The organism is Pseudomonas sp. RL (assembly GCF_000647775.1).
Lineage (GTDB): Bacteria > Pseudomonadota > Gammaproteobacteria > Pseudomonadales > Pseudomonadaceae > Serpens > Serpens flexibilis.
The window spans coordinates 39,165-58,126 of the sequence record NZ_JBOY01000063.1 but is presented as its reverse complement, the minus strand read 5'-3'; the positions used below and the strand labels follow the sequence as shown (position 1 = coordinate 58,126).

Annotated in this window: 19 protein-coding genes; 3 read left to right on the top strand and 16 right to left on the bottom strand. The window is 64.5% G+C overall.

What is annotated here, in order from left to right; all coding sequences use genetic code 11:
* From AS93_RS0111275 to AS93_RS0111235, 9 genes are all read right to left on the bottom strand, one after another.
* Nucleotides 1-474: response regulator (locus tag AS93_RS0111275; RefSeq protein WP_027590714.1), on the bottom strand; the 474-nt coding region annotated here is incomplete at its 3' end.
* A gap of 43 nt (nt 475-517) precedes the next feature.
* Complete coding sequence (locus AS93_RS0111270; protein ID WP_027590713.1) at nt 518-2,680, bottom strand: chemotaxis protein CheA; 2,163 nt, start codon at nt 2,678-2,680, stop codon at nt 518-520.
* Between the two features lie 10 nt (nt 2,681-2,690).
* Nucleotides 2,691-3,479: a protein phosphatase CheZ gene (locus AS93_RS0111265; protein ID WP_027590712.1), complete on the bottom strand. Its 789-nt coding sequence runs from the start codon at nt 3,477-3,479 to the stop codon at nt 2,691-2,693.
* Nucleotides 3,480-3,498: 19 nt separating this feature from the next.
* Nucleotides 3,499-3,873 (bottom strand): chemotaxis response regulator CheY, encoded by a 375-nt coding sequence (locus AS93_RS0111260; protein ID WP_175444346.1) that lies wholly within the window; start codon nt 3,871-3,873, stop codon nt 3,499-3,501.
* A 92-nt stretch (nt 3,874-3,965) separates the two neighbouring features.
* Nucleotides 3,966-4,706 (bottom strand): RNA polymerase sigma factor FliA, encoded by a 741-nt coding sequence (gene fliA, locus AS93_RS0111255; protein WP_175444347.1) that lies wholly within the window; start codon nt 4,704-4,706, stop codon nt 3,966-3,968.
* Nucleotides 4,703-5,536 carry a flagellar synthesis regulator FleN gene (fleN, locus tag AS93_RS0111250; protein WP_027590709.1) on the bottom strand — a complete coding sequence of 278 codons (834 nt, stop codon included), beginning with the start codon at nt 5,534-5,536 and terminating at the stop codon, nt 4,703-4,705. Before fleN ends, fliA begins: the two co-directional genes overlap by 4 nt.
* 90 nt (nt 5,537-5,626) lie before the next feature.
* Nucleotides 5,627-6,892, bottom strand: a complete 1,266-nt coding sequence (gene flhF, locus AS93_RS0111245; RefSeq protein ID WP_027590708.1) for a flagellar biosynthesis protein FlhF — start codon at nt 6,890-6,892, stop codon at nt 5,627-5,629.
* 16 nt (nt 6,893-6,908) lie between these two features.
* Complete coding sequence (gene flhA, locus AS93_RS0111240) at nt 6,909-9,032, bottom strand: flagellar biosynthesis protein FlhA (RefSeq protein ID WP_027590707.1); 2,124 nt, start codon at nt 9,030-9,032, stop codon at nt 6,909-6,911.
* Between the two features lie 295 nt (nt 9,033-9,327).
* Nucleotides 9,328-10,449 (bottom strand): beta-ketoacyl-ACP synthase III, encoded by a 1,122-nt coding sequence (locus AS93_RS0111235; RefSeq protein WP_027590706.1) that lies wholly within the window; start codon nt 10,447-10,449, stop codon nt 9,328-9,330.
* Between the two features lie 180 nt (nt 10,450-10,629).
* On the opposite strand from AS93_RS0111235, the gene AS93_RS0111230 reads away from it, so the two are divergent.
* Together AS93_RS0111230 and AS93_RS0111225 are read left to right on the top strand one after the other, a co-directional pair.
* Nucleotides 10,630-12,534: an isoleucyl-tRNA synthetase gene (locus AS93_RS0111230; RefSeq protein ID WP_027590705.1), complete on the top strand. Its 1,905-nt coding sequence runs from the start codon at nt 10,630-10,632 to the stop codon at nt 12,532-12,534.
* A 53-nt stretch (nt 12,535-12,587) separates the two neighbouring features.
* Nucleotides 12,588-13,118: a hypothetical protein gene (locus AS93_RS0111225; RefSeq protein WP_027590704.1), complete on the top strand. Its 531-nt coding sequence runs from the start codon at nt 12,588-12,590 to the stop codon at nt 13,116-13,118.
* Nucleotides 13,119-13,187: 69 nt separating this feature from the next.
* Here the strand turns inward: AS93_RS0111225 and AS93_RS0111220 are convergent, their stop codons facing one another.
* The 6 genes from AS93_RS0111220 to ffh all read right to left on the bottom strand — a co-directional run bounded on the left by AS93_RS0111220 (nt 13,188) and on the right by ffh (nt 17,219).
* Nucleotides 13,188-13,601, bottom strand: a complete 414-nt coding sequence (locus tag AS93_RS0111220) for an acyl-CoA thioesterase (RefSeq protein WP_027590703.1) — start codon at nt 13,599-13,601, stop codon at nt 13,188-13,190.
* A 93-nt stretch (nt 13,602-13,694) separates the two neighbouring features.
* Nucleotides 13,695-14,045, bottom strand: a complete 351-nt coding sequence (gene rplS, locus AS93_RS0111215) for a 50S ribosomal protein L19 (RefSeq protein WP_027590702.1) — start codon at nt 14,043-14,045, stop codon at nt 13,695-13,697.
* A 43-nt stretch (nt 14,046-14,088) separates the two neighbouring features.
* A complete protein-coding gene (gene trmD / locus AS93_RS0111210) occupies nt 14,089-14,832 on the bottom strand; it encodes a tRNA (guanosine(37)-N1)-methyltransferase TrmD (protein ID WP_027590701.1) in 744 nt (247 codons plus the stop codon).
* Between the two features lie 2 nt (nt 14,833-14,834).
* Nucleotides 14,835-15,371 (bottom strand): ribosome maturation factor RimM, encoded by a 537-nt coding sequence (gene rimM / locus AS93_RS0111205; RefSeq protein ID WP_027590700.1) that lies wholly within the window; start codon nt 15,369-15,371, stop codon nt 14,835-14,837.
* An 11-nt stretch (nt 15,372-15,382) separates the two neighbouring features.
* A complete protein-coding gene (rpsP, locus tag AS93_RS0111200; RefSeq protein ID WP_027590699.1) occupies nt 15,383-15,634 on the bottom strand; it encodes a 30S ribosomal protein S16 in 252 nt (83 codons plus the stop codon).
* Between the two features lie 208 nt (nt 15,635-15,842).
* Nucleotides 15,843-17,219 carry a signal recognition particle protein gene (gene ffh / locus AS93_RS0111195; RefSeq protein WP_027590698.1) on the bottom strand — a complete coding sequence of 459 codons (1,377 nt, stop codon included), beginning with the start codon at nt 17,217-17,219 and terminating at the stop codon, nt 15,843-15,845.
* 138 nt (nt 17,220-17,357) lie between these two features.
* Between ffh and ccsA the strand changes: the two genes are divergently transcribed.
* A complete protein-coding gene (gene ccsA, locus AS93_RS0111190; RefSeq protein WP_027590697.1) occupies nt 17,358-18,161 on the top strand; it encodes a cytochrome c biogenesis protein CcsA in 804 nt (267 codons plus the stop codon).
* Between the two features lie 3 nt (nt 18,162-18,164).
* Here ccsA and AS93_RS19220 read toward each other — a convergent pair whose 3' ends face one another.
* A complete protein-coding gene (locus AS93_RS19220; RefSeq protein WP_051587447.1) occupies nt 18,165-18,962 on the bottom strand; it encodes an SGNH/GDSL hydrolase family protein in 798 nt (265 codons plus the stop codon).

Sequence of the window (18,962 nt, the reverse complement as noted above, 5' to 3'; positions counted from 1 at the left end):
TGCGCCGCGCAGCGGTCGACGCGCGGGGGTGGCAGGCGCCACAGCCGCCGCAGACGACACCGCCGGCCCGCGCCGACTGCTGCGTGCGATGGTCAGCACCTTCTCGCAGAGCAGCGCCTTGACCTTCTCGATGTTGCGCGAGATGTCCTCGAAATTCTTCGGCAGGTAATCCACTGCGCCGGCGTCCAGCGCATCCAGGGTGACCCGGGCGCCCTCGTGGGTCAGCGAGGAGAACATCAGCACCGGGGTCGGACAGCGGCGCATGATCTCGCGCACGGCGGTGATGCCGTTCATCAACGGCATTTCGTAATCCATGGTGATGACATCGGGCTTGAGGGCCAGCGTCTTGTCGATCGCCTCCTGGCCATTGTTGGCCGTGCCCACCACCTCGATCTGGGGGTTGGAGCCCAGGATTTCCGTCAGCCTGCGCCGAAAGAATCCCGAGTCGTCCACCACCAGGACTTTAATTGCCATAACTACTCCTAAACGAACCGGCCCCAGCGGGGCCGGTTCGGCATCAGCCGCGTCGCGCGTAGTGTTTGAGCATGCTGGGCACATCGAGAATCAGCGCGATGCTGCCGTCGCTGGTGATGCTGGCGCCCGCCAGTCCCGGCGTGCCTTGCAGCATCTTGCCCAAGGGCTTGATGACCACTTCTTCCTGGCCCACCAACTGGTCGACGACGAAGCCGATCTGCTGGTTGCCAATGGCGATGATCACCACATGCCCCTCTGTCTGCACCGCGTCGCGGCAGCCAGGCACCAGCCACTGCTTGAGGTAGAACAGCGGCAGCGCCTTGTCGCGGACGATGATCACCTCCTGGCCGTCCACCACGTTGGTGTGCGACAGATCCAGGTGGAAGATTTCCTTGACGTTGACCAGCGGGAAGGCGAACGCCTGGTCGTCGAGCATGACCATCAGCGTCGGCATGATCGCCAGGGTCAGCGGCACCTTGATGACGATGCGCGAGCCCTTGCCGGGCGTGGAATCGACGAACACCGTGCCGTTGAGCTGGGCGATGCGCGTCTTCACCACGTCCATGCCCACCCCGCGGCCGGACACGTCGGAAATTTCCTTCTTGGTGGAGAAGCCCGGCGCGAAGATCAGGTTGTAGCACTCGGTATCGCTCAGGCGATCGGCGGCGTCCTTGTCGAGCATGCCCTTTTCCACCGCCTTGGCGCGCAGGATGTTGGCATCCATGCCCTTGCCGTCGTCGGTGATCAGCAACAGGATGTGGTCGCCTTCCTGCTCGGCGGACAGCACCACCTTGCCGGTGCGCGGCTTGCCGGCGGCCAGGCGCTCCTCGGGCATCTCGATGCCGTGGTCCACCGCGTTGCGCACCAGGTGGACCAGCGGGTCGGCCAACGCCTCGACCAGGTTCTTGTCGAGGTCGGTCTCCTCACCCACCAGCTCCAGGTTGATTTCCTTCTTGAGCTGGCGTGACAGGTCGCGGACCTGGCGCGGGAAGCGGCCGAACACCTTCTTGATCGGCTGCATGCGGGTCTTCATGACCGAGGTCTGCAGGTCGCCCGTGACCACATCGAGGCTGGAAACGGCCTTGGCCAGTTCCTCGTCACCGCTGTTCAAGCCCAGGCGCACCAGGCGGTTACGCACCAGCACCAGTTCGCCGACCATGTTCATGATTTCGTCCAGCCGCGCGGTATCCACGCGCACGGTGGTTTCCGACTCGATGGCCGCGGGTGCCTTGGCCGGCGCCGCAGCGGCAGGCCTGGCGGCCGGCGCGCTTTCCGAGGGTGCGGCGGCGGGTGCCTTGACCGCCGCCGACTGAGGCGCCGGCGCGGCGGCCTTGGGCGGCTCGCTGGCAACCTGCTCGGGCTTGAACTGGCCCTTGCCGTGCAGCTGGTCGAGCAGCGCCTCGAACTCGTCGTCGGTGATGTCGTCGCCAGCGGCCGTCTTACCGGCTGCTGGCGTCTGCTCCTGGCCTGCCAGAACGTCAGGCTTGAACTGACCCTTGCCATGCAGCTGGTCGAGCAGGTTCTCGAATTCGGATTCGGTGATGCTGTCACCGGCGGCGGCATCGCTGGCCGGCAACGTCTCGGGCTTGAACTGGCCCTTGCCGTGCAGTTGGTCGAGGAGGTTCTCGAACTCGGCGTCGGTGATCTCGTCGCCAGCGGACTCGCCGCCGTCAGCCGCGGTTTCGGGGCCGCCAATGGCGTCCAGCAGGCTTTCGAACTCGGCGTCGGTCAGGTCCTGTTCCTTTTCCGTCGCCACGGGACCGGGTGCGGGCGCGGCAGGCACCGGGGTCGGTGCAACGGGCGCGGCGGGCGCGGCAGCCGGATCGGCCAGGCGGTGCAGCGCTTCGAGCAGCTCCGGGCTGGCCGGGGTGAGCTCGCTGCCTTCACGCACCTGGGCGAACATGCCGTTGATGGCGTCCAGGCCCTGCAGCACCACGTCCATCAGCTCGGCGTCGACCAGGCGCACGCCCTTGCGCAGCATGTCGAAGACGTTTTCCGAGCTGTGGCAGCATTCCACCAGCTCGTTCAGCTGCAGGAAGCCCGCGCCGCCCTTGACGGTGTGAAAGCCGCGGAAGATCGCGTTGAGCAGATCCATGTCATCCGGACGGCTCTCCAACTCCACCAGCTGTTCGGACAACTGTTCGAGAATCTCGCCGGCTTCTACCAGGAAATCCTGAAGGATCTCATCATCGGCATCGACGCCCATTACGTGCCCCTTAAAACCCTAGACTGGAAAGCAGATCGTCCACGTCGTCCTGATTGCTGACGACATCTTCCCGTTTATCGGCATGGATCTGCGGACCTTCACCCTGCGAGGGTTGTTTCTGTTGATCGAGCTCCGCCCGCAGCTGGGCATGGTCGTGCTGGATGCCCGCGAAGTTGTCCACCTGGCTGGCCATCAGCATCAGTTCGACCAGATCGCGCTCGACCTCGGTGACCAGATTGGTGACCCGCTTGATGACCTGGCCGGTGAGGTCCTGATAGTCCTGCGCCAGCATGATCTCGTTCAGCTGCGCGCCGACCTTCTCGCTTTCGCGTTCGCTGCGGACAAAGAACTGCTCGACCCGCTTGACCAGCTGGCGAAAGCCTTCGGCATCCATCTCGCGACGCATGAAGCGCTGCCAATCGGTACGCAACTCGCGGGCGTCGTCGTTCAGCCGACTGATCACCGGCGCGGTGGCCTCGACCAGGTCCATGGTGCGATTGGCCGCGCGCTCGGTCATCGACACGACGTAGTTCAGGCGCTCGGTGGCATCGGCGATCTCCGACATCTCCCGCGACTCGGGGAAATTCGGGTCGATATGGAAGCTGACGATCGCGGTGTGCAACTTGCGCGTCAGCCGCCCCACGGCCTGGTATAGGCCACGGTCACGCACCTTGTTCAGCTCGTTGATGATCTGCACGGCATCGCCGAAGTCGCGTTGCTCAAGGCTGCGAATCAGCTCCCGTGCATTGTCCATCAGGCTCGCTTCGAGCTCGCCCCTTGGATCTGTGTGCTGCTCCATCATGCCCCCAAGGCGCTGTTCAGCCGCTGACGCGTTCGAAGATCTTCTCGATCTTGTCCTTCAGTCCCTGGGCGGTGAACGGTTTGACCACATAGCCGTTCACACCGGCCTGGGCTGCCTCGATGATCTGGTCGCGCTTGGCTTCAGCGGTCACCATCAGCACCGGCAGGTGCTTCAGGCGCTCATCGGCACGCACCGCGCGCAGCAGGTCGATGCCATTCATGCCCGGCATGTTCCAGTCAGTCACCAGGAAGTCGAAGTTGCCGCTCTGCAGCATCGGCAGGGCGGTGAGGCCGTCGTCAGCTTCGGTGGTGTTGGTGAAGCCCAGGTCACGGAGCAGGTTCTTGATGATCCGCCTCATCGTCGAGAAATCGTCCACGATGAGAATCTTCATGTTTTTGTCCAACGGTCGACCTCCATACAGTCCAAAAACGCAGCCGGGTCATCCCGACTGCGTCCCCTTCTTCAGAAAACCGGCAAGCCCTGTCAGCGAGCCCGCCATTCGCCCAGCCGGGCCCGCAAACGGGCGGCGCACTGGCTGTGCAACTGGCTGACGCGGGATTCGCTGACCCCCAGTACCTCACCGATTTCCTTGAGATTCAGTTCTTCGTCGTAATACAGCGACAGCACCAGGCGCTCGCGCTCCGGAAGGTTGGCGATCGCTTCGCTCAGCGCATTCTGGAAGCGCTGGTCCTCGTGCTCGCGCGAAGGGCTCGGGTGGGAGTGCTCGATATCTTCCAGCGCACCGCCGCCCTCGCCCTCCTGCAACAGGTCATCGAAACTGAACAGGCGACTCCCCAGGGTGTCGTTGAGGATCGCGTAATACTCTTCGAGACTTAACTGGAGTTCGGCAGCAACCTCGTGATCTTTAGCGTCGCGGCCGGTTCTGGCCTCCACCACGCGGATGGCGTCGCTGACCATGCGGCTGTTGCGATGCACCGAACGCGGCGCCCAGTCACCCTTGCGCACCTCGTCGAGCATGGCGCCACGGATGCGGATGCCGGCATACGTCTCGAAACTGGCACCCTTGCCCGAATCGTATTTCTTCGCCGCCTCCAGCAGACCGATCATGCCGGCCTGCATCAGATCCTCGACCTGCACGCTGGCCGGCAGGCGGCCGAGCAGGTGGTAGGCGATCCGCTTGACCAGCGGCGCGTAACGCTCGATCAGCTGGTACTGGGAGTCACGGGACTGGGCATGGCTGTACATGTGAACGGGTGAGCTCATGCGGAAGAACCTGTTGTGGGCCTGTTCACCAGACGCTCGACGAAAAACTCCAGGTGGCCGCGCGGATTGGCCGGCAACGGCCAGCTGTCCACCTTCTGGGCGACCGCGCGGTAGGCCTGCGCACACTTGGAACGCGGGTAGGCCTCGTACACGGCGCGCTGTTTCTGCACGGATTTGCGCACCAGCTCGTCGGCGGGAATCGCCCCCACGTATTGCAGCGCCACGTCGAGGAAGCGCTCGGTGACCTTGGTCAGCTTGGCGTAGAGGTTGCGGCCTTCCTCGGGGGTGTGCGTCATGTTGGCCAGCACGCGGAAGCGGCTCAGGCCGTAGTCGCGGTTGAGCAGTTTCACCAGGGCATAGGCGTCGGTGATCGAGGTGGGCTCGTCGGTGACCACCAGCAATACTTCCTGGGCCGCACGCACGAAGCTGATCACGCCGTCGCCGATACCGGCGGCGGTGTCGATGATCAGTACGTCAATGCTGTCGCTGATGTCGCTGAACGCCTGGATCAGCCCGGCATGTTGCTGACTGGTCAGGCGCACCATGTTGGCCGCGCCCGAGGAGGCCGGCACGATGCGGATACCGCCGGGCCCCTGCAGGATGACGTCGCGCAGTTCGCACTCGCCCTCGATCACGTCGGCCAGGTTGCGCTTGGGCGTCAGGCCCAGCATCACGTCGACGTTGGCCAGGCCAAGGTCGGCGTCCAGCAGCATCACCCGGCGGCCGAGGTCGGCCAGGGCCAGCGCCAGGTTGACCGAGACGCTGGTCTTCCCAACACCACCCTTGCCGCCGGTCACGGCGATCACCTGTACGGGGTGCAAGCTACCCATGTTCTCTCCACTGATTCGCCAGTCTGGCCTGCTGTCCTTGTTCGCGCCGCGGCGCGAAGGGTCTGGCTAGCCAGCCGCTTCCCCTGATTCTTATCCGACGCGACGCGTCGTGGTGTTGTTGTATAGGCCGGCGAACATGTCGGCCATCAGATCCTCGCTGGGATCTTCGGACATCTGCATGCGCACGGCACGGCTCACCAGCTGGTGGCTGCGCGGCGTATGCAGATCGTCGGGAATGCGCGGCCCGTCGGCCAGGTAGGCCAGGGGCAGCTTCTCGCTGACCAGCACGCCGAGGATCTCGCCCAGGCTCAGTGCTTCGTCAAGCTTGGTGATCACGCAGCCAGCCAGGCCGCAGCGCTTGTAACTCTGATAGGTGGCACGCAACACCTGTTCCTGGCTGGTGGCCGCCAGCACCAGATAATTGCGGGCGTTCAGATCAGCGGCGGCCAGCGCGTCGAGCTGCTGGCGCAGGGCCGGATCGGCGGTCGGTAGGCCGGCGGTGTCGATCAGCACCAGACGCTTCTTCCTCAGCGGCTCCAGGGCCTCGATCAACGATTCGCCGGGCTCCACCTGGGTGACCGGCACGTTGAGAATCTTGCCAAGGGTCTTGAGCTGTTCCTGGGCGCCGATGCGGTAGCCGTCCATGCTCACCAGGGCGATATTCTTGGCGCCGTGCTTGAGCACGTAGCGCGCCGCCATCTTGGCCAGCGTGGTGGTCTTGCCCATGCCGGCCGGGCCGACCAGGGCAATCACGCCGCCCTCTTCCAGCGGCTCGCGCTCGGGCACGATCAGGCTGCGCGCCAGATGGGCAAGCACGATGCGCCAGGCACGACGCGAGTCTGTCTCGTCACTGACCTCATCCATCAGCTTCTTGGACACATCCACCGGCAGGCCGATGCGCTGCATGCGCCGCCAGAGGTTGGCGATCAGCGGCCGATTTTCCTGGATGTTGCCCCAGACCATGGTGCCCAGCTGCATCTCGATCAGCTCGCGCAGACCGGTCAGCTCACTGCGCACCGCATCCAGCATGCCTTCGGTGCTCTCCGGATCACGACGCGGCGCCGGCGGGGCGACCGGCGCGACCGGTGCCGGCTGGGTCTGCTCGCTTTCGCTGCGGATGGCCATCTCCACCTGGGCGGAGGCAATCATTTCCTGGGTCTTGCGCAGCTCGGCTTCCAGCTGCAGGTTGGGCTCGCGCACCAGTTCATTGGGCAGTTGATAGTTCAGCGCCGCGACCAGCTCGACACCACCGGCCAGACGACGATTGCCGATGATCGCGGCATCGGCGCCCAGTTCGTCACGCACCAGCTTCATGGCCTGGCGCATGTCGGCGGCGAAGAAGCGTTTGACCTGCATGGTCGGAATACCTCGGTTAGTTCTGGCCTACGGTGGCGACGATGGTGACCTGCTTGTTGTCCGGCACTTCCTGGTAGGACAGCACATGCAGGCTGGGTACAGCCAGACGTGCAAAGCGGGAGAGCATGGCGCGGATCGGCCCGGCAACCAGCAGTACCACCGGCTTGCCGAGGGCTTCCTGACGCTGCGCGGTCTCCACCAGGGAGCGCTGCAGCTTCTCCGCCATGCCGGGTTCGAGGAGGAAACCTTCATCGGCGCCCTGGCCGGCCTTCTGAACGCTGCCAAGCAATATTTGTTCCAGCCGCGGGTCCAGCGTGATCACCGGAAGCTCCGGCTCTAGCCCCACAATGCCCTGCACGATGGCGCGGCTCAGCGCCACGCGGACCACTGCCACCAGCGCGCCGGGATCTTGACTCTTGCCCGGCACACTGGCGATGGCCTCGGCGATGCTGCGGATGTCCCGCACCGAGACCTGCTCTTGCAGCAGCGCCTGCAGCACCTTGAGCAAGGTGGACAGCGAGACCATGCCCGGCACCAGTTCCTCGGCCAGCTTGGGCGAGCTCTTGGCCAGCACCTGCAGCAGCTGCTGGACCTCTTCGTGACCGATCAGTTCGTGGGCGTGCTTGTAGAGCACCTGGTTGAGGTGCGTGGCGACCACGGTACTGGCGTCCACCACCGTGTAGCCCAGGGTCTGCGCCTGCTCGCGGGCCGAGCCCTCGATCCACACCGCCTCCAGGCCGAACGCCGGATCGCGGCCGGCGATGCCGTTCAGGGTGCCGAACACCTGACCCGGATTGATGGCCATCTCGCGATCCGGGTACAGCTCGGCCTCCGCCACACTGACACCCATCAGGGTCAGGCGGTAGGCGTTGGGCAGCAGATCGAGGTTGTCGCGGATGTGTACCGGCGGAATCAGGAAACCCAGGTCCTGGGAGAGCTTCTTGCGTACGCCCTTGATGCGCGCCAACAACTGGCCGCCCTGGTTGCGGTCCACCAGCGGGATCAGCCGGTAGCCGACCTCCAGGCCCACCAGATCGACCGGATTGACGTCTTCCCAGCCGAGTTCCTTGCTTTCCGGCTCCTGCAGGGCCGGCAACTGGTCGGCGGGCAGCGCCGGCGCCGCATCGGCCTCGGCGCGCGCCTTGCCGTTCGCCTTGCGCCAGATCAGCCAGGCAAGGCCGGCCGCCACTAGGCCCAGGCCGACAAAGGGCGTGTGCGGCATGCCCGGCACCAGGCCGATGACGATCAGCAGGCCAGCCGCCACCGCCAGGGCCTTGGGCGAGGAGAACATCTGCCGATTGACCTGCTGGCCCATGTCCTCGGACGTGGACACGCGGGTCACCATGATGGCCGCCGCGGTGGACAGCAGCAGCGAGGGAATCTGCGCCACCAGGCCGTCGCCGATGGTCAGCAGGGAATAGATGCGCGCCGCCTCGCCCGCCGAGAGGTCGTACTGCAGGGTACCGATGGCCATGCCGCCGAGCAGGGTGACGAACATGATCAGCAGGCCGGCGACGGCGTCACCACGCACGAATTTGCTGGCGCCGTCCATGGAGCCGTAGAAATCGGCTTCCTGCGCCACCTCGGCGCGGCGCTTCTTGGCCTCGGCCTGATCGATCAGGCCAGCATTGAGGTCGGCGTCGATCGCCATCTGCTTGCCGGGCAGGGCATCCAGGGTGAAGCGCGCGCTCACTTCGGAGATGCGCCCAGCGCCCTTGGTGATCACCACGAAGTTGATGATCACCAGGATGGCGAACACCACCGCACCGACCACGTAGTTGCCACCGACCACCACATCGCCGAACGCCTGGATCACCTTGCCGGCCGCGCCTTCACCCTCCTGGCCATGCAGCAGCACCACGCGGGTGGAGGCAACGTTCAGCGACAGCCGCAGCAGCGTGGAAACCAGCAGGATGGTCGGGAACACGGCGAAGTCGAGCGGCCGCAGCGCATAGACGCTGACCAGCAGGACGACGATGGACAGGGCGATGTTGAACGTGAAGAACACGTCGAGCAGGAAAGGCGGCATCGGCAGGGTCATCATGCCCAGCAACACCAGCACCAGCAGCGGCACGCCCAGATTGCCCCGGCTCAGACTGGCCAGGTTGCCGCGCAAGTTCGTCAACCGCGTGCGATCCACCCGCTTCTCCCACTCGCTGAAACAATTTTTTGACGCGCATCACAAACGCGCAGGAGTGATAGCAAGAAGCCGTCCAACTTGCGGGGTGGCGACGGAGAAAAACCAAAAAAGTTCCGTCGGCCAGCGCTTTTCTGGCCGCCAACCGAGGCATCGCCGTTGCGTCAGGCAAAACCCATGTTCCGCCTTCGAAAGCTGGCGCCCAAAAAAGCTCGGGGCTGAAGCCCCTCCTGCCAAAGCGGTGATCCGCATGTCCGCAGGAGGGGCTTCAGCCCCGATGCTTTCCAGCAGGGATGTATCAGCGCTTGCGCAGCACCACGCTGCCAATGGAATAGCCAGCGCCGAAGGAGCTCAGCACACCCACCGAGCCGGCAGGCAGATCGTCCTGGTGCTTGTGGAAGGCGATCACCGAACCTGCCGAACTGGTGTTGGCATAGGTGTCCAGGATCACCGGCGCCTCATGGGCTTCGGCGTCGCGCCCCAGCAGTCGACGGGCAATCAGCTGGTTCATGTTCAGGTTGGCCTGGTGCAGCCAGAAGCGCTTCACCTCGGTCACCGGTACGCCGACGTCCTGCAGGTGCGCTGCGATCAGCTCCGCCACCATCGGGCAGACTTCCTTGAACACCTTGCGCCCTTCCTGGACGAACAGCTTGTCGCGCGCCCCGACGCCTTCCTCGGCGCAGCGGTTCAGGAAGCCGAAGTTGTTGCGGATGTTGTTGGAGAACTGGGTGACCAACTTGGTCCCGACGATCTCCCACTGGTGCGGCGAGGCGGCTTGGTCGGCGCGCTCGACAATCACCGCCGTGGCGGCATCGCCGAAGATGAAGTGGCTGTCGCGGTCGCGGAAGTTCAGGTGACCGGTGCAGATTTCCGGGTTGACCATCAGCACGGCCCGGGCCTGGCCGAGCTGCACGGCGTTGGCCGCGGCCTGCAGACCGAAGGTGGCGGAGGAACAGGCCACGTTCATGTCATAACCGAAACCCTGGATGCCCAGCGCGGCTTGAACCTCGATGGCAATGGCCGGATACGGACGCTGCAGGTTGGAACAGGCGACGATCACCGCGTCGATGTCGGCGGCGGTGCGACCGGCACGCGCCAGCGCCTCGCGGGCCGCAGCCACCGACATCTCGCAGAGAATGCTCCACTCGTCGTCGGAGCGCTCCGGGATGCGCGGGGTCATGCGCTGCGGATCGAGAATCCCGGCCTTGTCGGTCACGTACCGGCTCTTGATGCCCGAGGCCTTCTCGATGAAAGCGGCGCTGGACTCGCTCAGCGGCTGGACATCGCCACGCGCGATGGCGTCGGCGTTCTCGGCATTGAACTGCTGGACGTAGGCATTGAAGGCAGCCACCAGCTCATCGTTGCTGATGCTCTGGGACGGGGTATACAAGCCGGTACCGCTGATCACGACGTTATGCACTGTCGGTCCTCTTGGCTGGTGTTCATGTAATAAATGTGACGATATTGTGCCCGAAAATTTCAAACCTTACCGCCAGACTTCCCTGCCCGATTCATCCCGCGCATCATGCGCAGCCGGCTATCCAAGGCGCCCTGCACCCTGTTTCCTGCAGCGCCTGCTGCACTCCGCTGTAATCGAACGATGTCCGACACCCTAGCGCCCCCTCTTCCCTCCGTCCTCGCCGGCCCCGTGCTGCGACGCTGCACGCCCGATCGCCTGCTGATCTGGCTGGTCGGCAGCCGGGAGCTGAACCTGACCCTGCACCTCGACGCCGGCGACACAGTGCGCACGCTTCCCCTGAGCCAGAGCTGCCGCCGCCTGCGCTTCGGCCAACACGCGGTGCTGCACCTGCTGGACATCGCGCTGCCCGAGCCCCTGCCGCCGGACCGCCTGATTCGCTACGACCTGACCGTCGACGGCCAGGGCATCGCCCAATGGGCGCCGCATCTGCTCTATCCCGGAGAAGAGCGTCCGAATTTCGTCCTGCGCGAGCGACTGGACAATCTCCTGCACGGCTCATGCCGCAAACCGCATTCCGCCTGCCCGGACGGCCTGCTGCAGGTCGACGCCCTGCTGGCCCGGACCACGGAACCACAAGCCCGCCCCAGCCTGCTGCTGATGAGCGGCGACCAGGTCTATGCCGATGACGTGGCCGGACCGACCCTGGCGGCCATCCATCGGCTGATCGAGCGCCTGGGCCTGTTCGGCGAATACCTGGACGGCGCGGTGGTCAGCGATACCGACCAGTTGTACCGCCACCCGGATACCTTCTACCGGCGCGAAGCGCTGCTGCCGGCCTTTCGCCGCAACGAACCGCTGCGCGAGCGGTTCTTTGGCGGTGTGGAGAAGCCCATCTTCACCAGCGCCAATGCGCACAACCACCTGATCAGCCTCGCCGAGATGCTGGCCATGTACCTGCTGGTCTGGTCACCGACTCCATGGTCTCTGATCGACCTGCAGGCACCCGCCCTGGCGCCGGCGGACGCCACGCGTTACGAGCAGGAGCGCGGACGACTGGGTCACTTCATCGACGGCTTGCCACAGATCGCGCGCACCCTGGCGCACCTGCCGACCCTGATGATCTTCGACGACCATGACGTCTCCGATGACTGGAACCTGTCGGCCAGCTGGGAAACCAGTGCCTATGGCCACCCCTTCTCGCGCCGCATCATCGGCAACGCCCTGCTCGGCTACCTGCTCGGGCAGGGCTGGGGCAACGACCCGGACGCCTGCGCCGAACCATTGGAAGGCGCGGCCCGCCTGCTGGCCAGTGTGGATCCCCAGGGCAAGCTGCCCGGCAAGGCCCATGATGACTACCTGACCGCGCTGTTCCATTTCAATCGCTGGGGCTATGTCGTGCCGGGCGAGCCGGCGCTGATCGTGCTCGATACCCGTACCCAGCGCTGGCGCAGCGAGCGTCACCCAAGCCGACCATCGGGCCTGATGGACTGGGAAGCCCTGAGCGACTTCCAGCAACAGTTGCTGGATCACCGTAGCGCGGTGATCGTCTCGGCCACCCCGGTGTTCGGCGTGAAGCTCATCGAGGTGATCCAGCGCATCTTCACCTGGTTCGGCCACCCACTGCTGGTGGATGCCGAGAACTGGATGGCCCACCCCGGCGCCTCGCATACCCTGCTCAACATCTTTTGCCACTCCCGCACCCCGGGCAACTACGTGATCCTTTCCGGCGATGTGCACTACTCGTTCATGTACGACGTGGCGGTGCGCCGTGCACGCGGACCACGGATCTGGCAGATCACCAGTAGCGGCATCAAGAACGAATTCCCGCGCCGCCTGCTCGACTGGTTCGACCGCCTGAACCGCTGGCTCTACGCGCCTCGCTCACCGCTCAACCTGCTCACCAAGCGGCGCCACCTGGCGATCACCCCGCGCATTCCGAGCCGCAGCCAGCGCGGCGAGCGCCTGTGGAACGGTGCGGGCATCGGGCAGGTACTGCTTGATGATCGGGGCCGCCCCCGGGAAGTGCTGCAGCTCAACGCGGACGGCAGCGCGCCGACGCGCTTCGTCGCCACGAAGCGGGACTGAACACGGCTTTGGGTTTATCCTTGCCGCCCTTTTTTCACATGCCGATAACCGCCATGAAAGATTCGCTTGCCGAGCTGATCCGCCTGATCGCTTCCGGCTGCCTCGCCGAAGAGGACGTGCTGCGCATTGCCGACGAGGCCGCGCAGGCCTATGCCGACCCCGAGGGGTTCCTGGCCGCCAACCCGGACATCAATTACGACGAGAGCTTCCCCATCCCGCTGGGCGAGTGGGTGGTGGCTGGCAGCCTGCCGGACACCGTGCTGTTCCAGGCCGACACTTATCAGGAACTGTTCCAGCAGATCCGCGATTCCTTTGGCCCAGAGGTGACGTTCGTGCTGCAGGCCAAGCAGTTGGCCAAGGCCGACGCCCTGACAGCACTCAAGCGCATCCAGGTGCAGCTCGGCGCGCTGTATCCGGAAAAGGGCGGCTACGTCCTGGTCGACTTCAGCGAGCCGCTGGATGACGAGCTGCAGGCCGTGCTGGTGTATGCCAGCGACCTGCGGCGCGTCCTGGACCTGGCTGTGGAGGTGGGCATCTACGCCGCGCCAGCCTACGAGAGCCTCAAGGCCGAACAGGAAGGCTGATCAGCCCTGTGGGAGCGAATTCATACCCGAGGCGGCGAAAGGTACGCGAATGAATTCGCTCCCACGCTATCAGGCTCTCTCGACCGGCAGCACCGGCACCGGTCGATTGTCGTCACCCACCGCCACGAAGCTGAACACGCCTGTGATGGCGTGTTCGCGCCCATCTGCGTACATGCTTTCCACGTAGATATCCACCTGCACCTTCAGGCTGGTGTTGCCCACCTTGATGATGCGCCCTACCAGCTCGACGATCGAACCGGCCGGAATCGGATGCTTGAAGTCGATGCGATCGGAGGAAACCGTCACCAGCGGCTTGCGGCAGAAGCGCGTGGCGGTAATGAACGACACCTCATCCAGCCAGGCCAGCGCCGTGCCGCCGAACAGGGTGCCGTGGTGGTTGGTGGTCGGCGGGAACACCGCCTTGCTGATGCAGGTGGTCGACAGCTCGATACGGCGCTGGATTTCTTCTTCGCGGGTGCTCATGACTGCTTGCTCTATCTTGCACGTAAGGGTGGGCATGACGCCCAAATGAAAAAAGCAGCCCGTAGGCTGCTTTTTTGTGAAAAGGCGGGTCGGTTAGACCAGCTTTTCCTTGATGCGCGCTGCCTTGCCGGACAGGTCGCGCAGGTAGTACAGCTTGGCCTTGCGCACGTCACCGCGACGCTTGACAGTGATGCTGTCAACGATCGGGGAGTAGGTCTGGAAGGTACGCTCGACACCCACGCCGTTGGAGATCTTGCGCACGGTGAAGGCGCTGTTCAGGCCGCGGTTACGCTTGCCGATCACCACGCCTTCGTAGGCCTGCAGGCGGGAACGGTCGCCTTCCTTCACCTTCACTTGCACGATCACGGTGTCGCCAGGGGCGAACGCCGGGATCTCTTTGTTCATCTGTTCAGCTTCGATCTGCTGAATGATCTTGTTGGTCATGCTGTGCTCCTAAGACAAACCGTCTCGGTTTGCCATCGATACGTTATCTATCGTTCCGCTGGCGTATGTACTCGTCCAGCAGCTTTTTCTCTTCTCCAGAAAGCGAGCGGCAATCCAGAAGATCGGCACGGCGTTCCCAGGTTCGCCCGAGGGCTTGCTGCAAGCGCCAGCGCCGGATGTGTTCGTGGTTGCCGCTGAGCAGCACCTCCGGAACACGTTGGTCCGCATATACCTCCGGTCGCGTGTAATGCGGGCAGTCGAGCAGGCCGTCGGTGAACGAGTCCTCCTCGGCGGAATCTGCGTGGCCCAGGGCCCCCGGCAGCAACCGCGTCACTGCATCGATCAGCACCATCGCCGGCAGCTCGCCACCGGACAGTACATAGTCGCCAATCGACCATTCCTCATCGACATGCGCCTCAATGAAGCGTTCGTCGATGCCTTCGTAGCGCCCGGCGATGAGAATCAGAGACTCTTCGTTCGCCAGCTCGCGCACGGCTGCCTGCTTGAGCGGGCGACCCTGCGGCGAGAGGTAGATCACCTTCGCCCGATCCCCGGCGGCTTCACGCGCTGCGGACAGCGCCCGTTCCAGGGGTTGAATCTTCATCACCATGCCAGGACCGCCGCCGAAGGGTCGGTCATCCACGGTCTGGTGACGATCCTCGGTGTAGGTCCGCGGATTCCAGCAATTGAGGTTCAACAACCCCTGCCGGACCGCACGACTGGTAATGCCGTACTCACTGATGGCGGCAAACATTTCCGGGAACAGCGTGATGACATCGACCCGCATGGTCAGAAGTCCGCGTCCCAGTCCACCTGCATTTCGCCGGCGGCCATGTCGATCTCGAGTACGCACTGCTCCGTGTAGGGCAACAGGCGTTCGCGATCATCCAGGCTGCCCGCACAGGGCTTGACCACCATCACATCATTCGAACCGGTTTCCAGCAGGTGGTCGATCTTGCCGAGCAGTTGCCCGTCCTGATTGATCACCTTCAGACCTTCGAGCTGGTACCAGTAGTACTCGCCGTCGGTCAGCTGTGGCAGCTGGCTGCGCGGGATGCAGATCTCGAATTCGGCGAGCAAGCGTGCCTCTTCGCGATCATCCAGCCCTTTCAGCTTGGCCACCAGGACCTTGCCATGCAGGCGGCCCGTCACCAGCTCTGCCTGCCGCACCTCACCCCCTCGCCGAAGCGTCCAGTGGCGGTAGTCCAGCAGGTTGTCGATCGGATCGGTAAAGGAATAGACCTTCACCTCACCTCGCACACCATGCACCGAAACGATCTTGCCGATGACGATCAGGTCTTCGGCCGGGGCCGGCGTCGTATTCATAGCGGTTGCGCTTAGGCGGCAGCCTGAGCAGCTTCCTTCAGCAGCTGAGCAACGCGCTCGGACGGCTGGGCACCCTGGGACAGCCAGTAGTTGGCGCGTTCCTGGTTGACGGACAGCTTGACTTCAGCGCCGGCGGCAACCGGGTTGAAGAAGCCGATGCGCTCAACGAAGCGGCCATCGCGAGGATTGCGGCTGTTGGTCACGATCAGGTGGTAGAAGGGGCGCTTCTTGGCGCCGCCACGGGCGAGACGGATGGTTACCATGTGAACTTCGTTCCTGTAGTCGGTGCTGCAAAACCAGATGCAACGCGGGCGCATGGCCCGAAAGGCCGCGTATTTTAAGGAATATCCCGGCGATTGCAAATGGCTTTTGCGGGAATGGCCGCAGCCCCGGCGAAGCGCGATACGCCTCGCCAGGGCCTGTGGCCGTTGCGGGCGCTGGCGCCCGGTCGATGATCCGCCAGGCGAATCATCAGAACTTCGGCATTCCGCCGCCGGGGAACATGCCGCCCATGCCACGCATCAGCTTGGACATGCCCCCCTTGGCGGTGAACTTCTTCATCATTTTCTGCATCTGCTTGTGCTGCTTGATCAGGCGACCGATATCCTGCACCTGGGTGCCGGAACCCAGGGCAATGCGACGCTTGCGCGAGCCGCTGATGATGTCCGGATCCCGGCGCTCGGCCGGGGTCATGGAGTTGATGATCGCCTCCATCTGTTTGAACTGCTTCTCTGCCGCGCCCTGGGCGTTACCCATCTGCGCCAGGTTGATGCCGCCCATGGACGGCAGCTTGTCCATCAGGCCGCCCAGGCCGCCCATGTTCTTCATCTGCTGCAGCTGGTCGCGGAAATCTTCCAGGTCGAAGCCCTTGCCCTTCTTGAGCTTCTTGGTGAGCTTCTCGGCCTTCTCGCGATCCATGGTCTGCTCGGCCTGCTCGATCAGGCTGAGCACGTCACCCATGCCGAGGATGCGCGAGGCGACGCGGTCCGGGTGGAACGGCTCGAGCGCATCGCTCTTCTCGCCCATGCCGAGGAACTTGATCGGCTTGCCGGTAATGTGGCGCACGGACAGCGCGGCACCGCCACGGGCATCGCCGTCCACCTTGGTGAGCACCACGCCGGTGAGCGGCAGCGCATCACCGAAGGCCTTGGCGGTATTGGCCGCGTCCTGACCGGTCATGGCGTCGACCACGAACAGGGTTTCCACCGGCTTGATGGCGGCATGCAGCGCCTGGATCTCGGCCATCATGTCGGCATCGACGTGCAGGCGGCCGGCGGTGTCCACCAGCACCACATCGATGAACTTCAGCTTCGCCTCGCGGATCGCCGCCTCGGCGATGGCCACCGGCTTCTGACTGATATCGGAGGGGAAGAAGGTCACGCCAATATCATTGGCCAGGGTTTCCAGCTGCTTGATGGCCGCAGGGCGGTAGACGTCCGCCGACACCACCATCACCGATTTCTTCTTGCGCTCCTTGAGGAAGCGCGCCAGCTTGCCGACCGTGGTGGTCTTGCCCGCACCCTGCAGACCGGCCATCAACACCACCGCCGGCGGCGCGGCGTTGAGCGCCAGGTCCTCGTTGGCGGCCCCCATCAGCGTTTCCAGTTCGGCACGCACGATCTTCACGAAGGCCTGGCCAGGCGTCAGGCTCTTGGACACCTCGGTGCCCACCGCGCGCTCCTTGACCCGATTGACGAAATCCTTGACCACCGGCAGGGCAACATCGGCCTCCAGCAGGGCCATGCGCACCTCGCGCAGGGTGTCCTTGATGTTGTCCTCGGTCAGCTTGGCCTTGCCAGTGACGGTACGCAGGGTATGCGAGAGGCGGTCGGTAAGGTTTTCGAACATGCGCGGTCCTTCAAAGGGCGGTTGCGGCAGGCGGCGGAGTATATCAAGAGTGCTGACGGTCATCACGGCTGGCAGTCTTTCGTCGCCCGATGGTCTATGCCACACTCAGCGCCTTCGCGAATCACCCTCGAATCGACTATGCATCCTCTGCTGCCCAGCCTCGCCGCCGCCTGTCTTTACGCCGGCGCCACTGCCTACCAGGGCATGCGCCTCGGCCAGCGGAACAACCCCGCGCGCACCCTGTTGACGCTGCTGGGGGTGCTGGCCCTGATCGCCCATGTCTACACCCTGGTCAACCAGCTGTTCAGCCCGGCCGGGCTGACCCTGGACTTCTTCCGCGCCGCCAGCCTGATTTCCGCGGCGGTGATCGCCCTGATCCTGCTGGCCAGCCAGCGCATGCCGGTGCAGAACCTCCTGCTGCTGCTCTTTCCGCTTGGCTTCCTGACGGTCCTGCTGGCCGCCTTCGCCCCCAGCGGAACCGCCGCCACCATCAACGAGAATGCCGGCATCCTCAGCCACATCCTGCTGTCGATCCTGGCTTATGGACTGCTGACCATCGCCATGTTCCAGTCCCTGCTGTTGCTGCTGCAGGACCATCAACTCAAGCAGAAGCGCCTGTCCAGCCTGGCGGTACGCAGCTTTCCCCCGCTGCAGACCATGGAAAGCCTGCTGATCGGCTTCATCTGGGCCGGCTGGGTACTGCTCAGCCTGTCGCTGCTCAGTGGCTGGCTGTTCCTGGGTGACTTGTTCGCCCAGCACCTGGCCCACAAGACCCTGCTCTCGATCATCGCCTGGGTGGTGTTCGGCATCCTGCTGTGGGGCCGCCATCGCCTGGGCTGGCGCGGCCATACCGCCGTGCGCTGGACCCTGGCCGGATTCCTGCTGCTGATGCTGGCCTATTTCGGCAGCAAGCTGGTGCGGGAATTCATCCTGCACGTATAAGGGCTACAGACGCACCCGAGGGCCGGCTTGAATGCCGGCCTTTTCGTTTTCCGGGCGCGAACCCTCGGCTTGCTGGCTGTCCAGAGCCGCCAGGTATTGATCGGCCAGACCTTCCGCCCAGTGCCGATATCCCGCCGATGAGGGGTGATAACCGTCACGCGCCAGAAAGCGAGGTTCGAAAAGCAGGCGGACGGGAAGATGAAGCGCCTGCTTACGCTCGGCAACCTGGCGCGCCCAGCGGTCCAGCAGCGAAGCGCGCCAGCCAAACACATTACGCAGCAACCAGGGCAAGGCACGAAAATGCTGGATGGGCGGCACGCCCGCCAGCACCACGCGAGCCCCCTCATCCGCACAACCGTCGATCAGGCGTGCCAGACCCTCCTGCCAGCGGCGCTTGCCGCACAGGCCCATGGTGTCGTTGACGCCCAGCACCAGCAGAACGATGTCAGCCGGCTCTTCCTCCCGCACGTCGGGCAGCAGGCGCTCCAGCGCTCCAGCCAGACGAATGCCACTTTCGCCACAGGTCTTCCATCGCACCGTCCGTGCAAACCGCTCCGACAGGCAGCGGGCCAGCTGGGCGGCCAGACCGTCTTCCAACTGATCGACCCCGACGCCCACCGCCGTGGATTCCCCCAGCACCAGCAAACGCAGCGGCCTGCCGGTTCGTTCGATACCGGCAACGCCTTCCTCCGGCCCTCTCGCGACCGGCAATCGCACCGTAGTGCGCAGCGCATGCAGGGCCAGCGGCAGCATCACCGGCGAGAGCGGTACGGCGACCATCCACCAGAGCAGGCCGCGCAT